Raw genomic sequence first — 5,473 nt, forward strand, 5'->3', positions numbered from 1 at the left:
ACACAGCAACCGACTGAGTTACAACCTTCTCCACGGGTTCAAGGCGGCTCGCTCCGCTCACCGCGCGCGGCCCTGCCCCCGGCCGGGCCTGCGCTCCAGTCTCCGCCCCGCTCCAGCCCGGCCGGCGCCCGTACCGCGCGCACAGCAATCAGCCGCCTGACGCCAGAGAAGGGATACGTCGTGGCTGGGGCGGTCGGCTCCACGGCTTTAGCCCAAGACCGGGAAGTTAGGGCGGTTCGGTCGTGCTGGGGCGGCCGGTCAGGGTGATGGTGGTAGTCACGGTCGTCTTGTGTCCGACGCTGCCTTTGGTCTTGTTGTAGGCGTAGGGCGACAGGGTGCGTTTGACGCAGCGTGGGCTGGTTCGTGGGCGGCGCCTGGCGGGGTGGAGGTTGCGGGTGTCGACCAGAGCCGCGACGAGGTCGGCCGGATGGGTTGTTCTGGCGTTGATCACGGTGAGCCGGACGGTGTGCAGGGCGATCGTCAGTGACAGCCGGTCGGGGTCGAGGTGAGCGCTGGTGGCGGCTTCGGTGATGGCGCGGCGGCTGGCCTGGTAGAGCACCAGTGCGCGAAGAGTTCCTGCTCGATGCCGGCCGGGGTGCGTGAGCGCAGGACACGGTCGGGCCCGCGCAGGGTGACCTTCAGCCCGTAGTAGGCGGTCTCGATCTCCCAGCGCTGGTGGTAGAGGGCGGCCAGTTCCGCGGCCGGATACCGCCGCGGGTCCAACAGAGTGGTGACCAGTCGCACGGTGCTCGTGTGCCTGGTGCCGTCCGTGCCGGTCACGGTGACCTGGTAGCTGATCACGCGCAGGGTCAGGGCGGTCAGCGCGGGCATCGCGGTGCGGCGGCCGCGCTGCTGCCATTTGGCCAGCCGGTCGGCGGAGCGGCGGTCGGTGACCAGGGTGAGATGGGTGCCGTCGGGCAGCGGGCGGATCACCGGCAGCAGACGTCCGGCCTGCACCCGCCACAGCAGGTCGGCACCGGTGGCGGCGGCGTCCCGTAACGCTTCGAAGCCGTCATAGCCGCGGTCGGCCAGCAGCAGCATCCCCGGCCGCAGCGAGGCCAGCAGGCACCTCGCCTGCGGCCACTCGGTGTACTGCTGCGGCCCGAAGACCGCATCGATCAGTGCGTGGGTGCCGCACTCGACCAGCGCGGTCAGCCTCAGCTGCGGGTAGCCGGCCGGGCGGCTGGTGCGGGCCGCGTGCCGACGGAAGTGGGCCACGTTGGGCGGGCTGTCGGGTACTTCCAGGCAAGTGCCGTCCCAGGCCACCGGCCGCAGCCCGCGCCAGAACACCCCGGGCGTTGCGGTGGTGCCGACCGGCCCGCGCAGCCGGTTCGAACAACAGCATCAGCGGCTTGACCCCCAGCCGCTGCCGGGCTTGGCGCAACGCGGCCGCCGACGGATCAGCCACCCGCCCGCGCGGCCATGCGGCCGTCATCGCCGCCCACACCCCGCGATACCCACACTCCCCGAACAAACCCAGTGCCAGCACGAAATACACCACCACCCGGGCCGGCAGCAGCCGCACCCGACGCTGCCCACAGCCCGCCGCCTCCACAACCTCGTCCACCAACGACGGCGCAACCCACCGCGTCAACGCACCCAAATGACCCGGCAACCACACCCACGACCGGTCCCGAACCACCCCGGCAGTGGCACACTGAACAGACAACGGAGCCCCCACGAACCGTGACCTCGACACTCACAGTCCGCGCCGGGCTCCGTTCCCATGTCAACCCACCCGACCAGCCACAACACCACTTAACTTCCCGGTCTTGGGCTTTAGCCAGGCTTTAGCCACCTCCCCGGTCCGGGTCCCGCGTCGAGCAAGACCAGGGGGCCACTCGTCCACATTGCGGGCAGGTCCAAAGCCTGCCCGAGTTGCCAACCAGCGTACGGCCCCCTGATCATGCTCGACCCCAGACCGGGTAGGTCACCGGCCAAACCCGCTACGCCGACCTCACGTTCGACAGATCCATCAGTCGGTCCAGCCCATGCACAGCATCTAGCTGACAGCGCGTTGAACGTGTGGTGTGCTAGTTGCACCGGGCGCGAGCAAGGGGGTACGTGTGTCTGGACCTGCCAAATGGCTGACTGCCGTTGGCGTGGCCGTAGGCGTGTTGGCAGCATCCGTAGGCATAGCCTATCTCGTCGTTCCAGGCGAGATTTCGAATCGGATTGCCATCGGCACAGCCGTCGGCAGCGTGATTGGCGGACTCATCGGCGCATGGACGCCAACCTGGGTGGCCCGAAGGAATTCACCTAGCGGGAACACAAGCCCATCTCCAGAACAACCTCCAATGCCTGGCCCAGCCACCCCAAGTCAGAGCGTCGGAGGATCTGGTTTCAACCTATCTGCCGGTGAAGGCGGCCAAAACTTTCAAGGCGCCACCTTCAACTTTGGTGCGCCACAGTCAACACCTGCAGTTGCTCCGTCTCAAGATTCAGAGGTGGTGCGCCCAAAAGTAATCAGACTGGGGGAAATTCCGCGTGAGCCCCCCGGTTACCAGCCTCGAATCGACCTACTGCAACAACTAGAAGTGACCGAGGTTAAGAAGGGCCTAGCTGTCCTTCAGGCTCTCACTGGCCTGCGCGGCGTCGGCAAGACTCACCTTGCTGCAGCATACGCTCGAAAATGCATACAGGCCGACTGGCCGGTAGTGGCTTGGATTAGTGGAGAGACCGCAGAGCGGCTCGTGAGTGATCTATCAGATCTTGCGTCGCAGCTTGGGATATCGGAACCCCAAAATGACGCGTTGACATCCGCAAGGGCGGCTCGCTCATGGCTTTCAACCGCTACGGCACCCACCCTGCTGGTTATCGACAACGCCGAGGACCCCGATAATGTATTGCCCTGGGTGCCTACCTCGGGAAATACACAAGTCATTATAACGACCAACAAGCACTCCTTCTCCAACGCGACCCAAGCAATCAACGTCTCCGCGTACACGACGGAACAGGCAGTCGCCTACCTAAGTCATCGAACGGGGCTGGTTGATCCAGAAAGTGCCGCCGCGCTAGCGGAAGAACTCGGCCACTTGCCACTAGCCCTAGCACAAGCAGCTTGGCTTATCACGATACGAGGGTATACCTACTCTCAATACCTTAGCCTTGTGTCAACAGTGCCAGTCGCAGAAACTCTCCAGGCTGCTCAAGGTGACACCTACCCGCACGGCACTGCACAGGCCGTACTTCTGTCCGTTGAGCAGGTTGAGTCATCCAGCCCCGGAAAAATCACGCGAACCCTCCTTGAGGTGTTAAGTATATTCTCTCCCTCAGGAGTTAAACGCTCAGTGCTCGCCCAGATATTCCATGACATTTCACCCGGAATTCTAGATCAGGCACTTGGTGAACTTGTAGACGCATCGCTTATCTCGTATAGCGTCGATCGAACCACGATCATAACGCATCGCCTGGTTCAGCGAATCCTTCGCGACCGCGCTCAGGCCACTAATTCGCTCACCCCTACCGGCAAAAGAGTAATTTCAGCTTTCGTTCGCAACGTGATCCCCATTGACCACGCATGGGAGCAGCGTACCGAAGGTCTGCAACTCATTGAACAAGTGCTCGTAGCGGCACATCATTTGCAGCCACTTTTCCTGAAGCCAGATAAATGGGCCATTGAACTGAATGCCCTCCGCTCCTGGGCTCAGCGCTTTCTGTCAGAGATCCGGGATGATGGCCGAGCTATCTCCGTTGGCGAGTCTCTCGTTAGCTACTGTGTGGCAATTTTTGGAGAACATCACCATCTAACTCTCGGCAACCTCCACGCCCTCGCCCACACCTACCGCGAGGCCGGTTTCAAAGATAAGGCACTTGATCTACATCAAGAATTGGCGGACCGCTATAAGAAGACCTTCGGCCCACGCCATCCCGAATCTGATCGCGCCCTCCTTTGTCTGGCGAACGCATTCGATTCTGTAGGCCGCACAGTCGAAGCTCTATCACTACATCAATCCGTCTTGCAAAACCGCGAAAAACTGTTGGGCCCAGACCACCCTGACACACTCACTTCACGCCACTATCTCGCGCATGCTTACAGTTCAGCTGGCCAGCACGCGGACGCAGTCAATATTCATCAAGATGTACTTGCTGATCGCGAACGAATTTTCGGGCCTGATGATCCGGCTACATTCGAGGCTCGACGATGTCTAGCTGTGGCATTCCGGGAAGCTGGCCGTATGGCTGAAGCGGTAGCTCTGCAGCAGAGTATTCTGAATAGCCGAGAACAAATCCTAGGGAATGACCATCCTGAGGTATTCGGCGCCCGCCACTCGCTTGCCCGTGCCCTTAGCGCTATGGGGCGGTTCGAGGACGCTGTGGCTCTCGAACAGACTCTTTTGAAGGACCAGGAAAGGGTTTTTGGGACGGACCACCCAAGTACTCTAATAACCAGGTACCACCTGGCAAGCGCGCATGGCGCAGCTGGCCACCATGATAAAGCTGTCACTCTACATCAATGTGCCCTTGCTGACCACGTACGGGTGCTAGGCGCCGAACATCCAAACACGCTTATGGCTCAGCGAGGCCTGGCGAACGCCTTGCATAGAGCCGAACGCCATACTGAAGCCATTACTTTGCAGCAGGCGATTTTTGCGCGACAAGAGCGTGCATTGGGCTCCGACCATCCAAGTACCCTAACCGCCAGACACGAGCTCGCTGAAGTACACAACTACGGTGGGCGCCATGATGAAGCCATTGCCTTGTTGCGTGGTGTCTTAGTGGACAGAGAACGCGTACTCGGCTCAGACCACCCATCCACCCTAGAGACCCGCCACACTCTTGCCCATTCACTTAATGATGCTGGACATCGCGACGAAGCCTTGAAGCTTCACCGCGTCGTCGTGTCTGACCACGAACGCGTGCTGGGTGTAAACCACCCGGATACGCTTACGACGCGCCATTGCCTTGCCAATATTTACAAGTCTGCTGGCCACGTAAGTGAAGCGCTAAGTCTACATCAGGCGGTCTTTTCTGATCGCGAACGTCTATTTGGGTCAGATCATCCCAGCACTCTGAGTTCTCGTCACAGTCTCGCTCATGCAATGAGTTCCGCAGAGCGACATGAAGAGGCACTTTCCCTACATAGAGCAGTACTGGCAGATAGAGAGCGACTACTGGGCCGCGATCACCCGAGCACGCTGGAAGCCCGTCGATGCATTGCCTCCTCGCTTGAAGAGGCGGGTTGCATTTCTGAGGCTATCTCGGAACAAGGCAGTGCTTTGAGCGAGCACATACGCGTTCTTGGGCCAATTCACCCTTCCACCCTGATGGTGCACCATAACCTGGGCAGAATGTGCCGAGAAGCGGGACAACATGAGAAGGCTCATTCTCTATTGGTGGACGTACTGGATAAACGGAAAGAGGTCCTTGGGGGAAACCATCCCGAAACTCTCCGCACGCAGCGCGCAATCGAGAAACTCGATAAGTTGATGACGCCAAAAAGGATTTTCCGTGACCTGATGCGATGATCTGT

Annotated in this window: 3 protein-coding genes and 1 pseudogene; 1 reads left to right on the plus strand and 3 read right to left on the minus strand. The window is 60.7% G+C overall.

The window, feature by feature from the left end; genetic code table 11:
- Window positions 1-226: 226 nt before the first annotated feature.
- From KWI83_RS39680 to KWI83_RS39690, 3 genes and pseudogenes are all read right to left on the minus strand, one after another.
- A complete protein-coding gene (locus KWI83_RS39680) occupies window positions 227-559 on the minus strand; it encodes a hypothetical protein (protein ID WP_256363373.1) in 333 nt (110 codons plus the stop codon).
- Window positions 481-1,290, minus strand: coding sequence for an IS4 family transposase (locus tag KWI83_RS39685; RefSeq protein WP_308122400.1), 810 nt, complete (start codon window positions 1,288-1,290; stop codon window positions 481-483). The genes KWI83_RS39680 and KWI83_RS39685 overlap by 79 nt, the downstream gene beginning before the upstream one ends.
- A gap of 52 nt (window positions 1,291-1,342) precedes the next feature.
- Window positions 1,343-1,699, minus strand: a pseudogene (locus KWI83_RS39690) (transposase domain-containing protein); the annotation flags it as partial.
- Window positions 1,700-2,066: 367 nt separating this feature from the next.
- Between KWI83_RS39690 and KWI83_RS37425 the strand changes: the two are divergent.
- On the plus strand, window positions 2,067-5,468 hold the full coding sequence (locus tag KWI83_RS37425; RefSeq protein WP_218518831.1) for a tetratricopeptide repeat protein: 3,402 nt from the start codon (window positions 2,067-2,069) through the stop codon (window positions 5,466-5,468).
- Window positions 5,469-5,473 lie beyond the last annotated feature (5 nt).

The sequence above is a fragment of the Streptomyces sp. TRM70350 genome, from assembly GCF_019219825.1.
In the GTDB taxonomy this organism is placed as follows: domain Bacteria; phylum Actinomycetota; class Actinomycetes; order Streptomycetales; family Streptomycetaceae; genus Streptomyces.